At 67.3% G+C, this 306-nt stretch carries 1 protein-coding gene; it reads left to right on the forward strand.

Annotated elements, in window-relative coordinates:
• On the forward strand, positions 1 to 306 hold a 306-nt coding region (locus DRV84_RS15365; RefSeq protein ID WP_192881443.1), incomplete at both ends, for an IS66 family transposase.

Genomic DNA, 306 nt, shown 5'->3' on the forward strand with positions numbered 1-306 from the left:
GATCAACCGACGTCTCGAACACCTGGTCGCCGAGCTGAACCATGTCGTGCACGGAAAGCGCTCCGAGAAGCTCGACGCCGACGACCGGCAACTCGCCTTCGAAGATCTCGAGACGGCCGTCGCCGAGGTCGAGGAGCGGCGGGACCAGCAGACCGCGTCCGATGACGCGCCGCGTCGCAAGTCGGCTCCGGCCAAGCGCAACCGCGGCAACCTGCCCGAGGATCTGCCGCGGATCGAACGGGTCGTCGAGCCCGACAGCCTGGAATGGTCGCCATTGGAGCGCCATTGGTCCGAGCGACAATGGCG

This window comes from Rhodosalinus sediminis (genome assembly GCF_003385555.1).
Classification (GTDB): domain Bacteria; phylum Pseudomonadota; class Alphaproteobacteria; order Rhodobacterales; family Rhodobacteraceae; genus Rhodosalinus; species Rhodosalinus sediminis.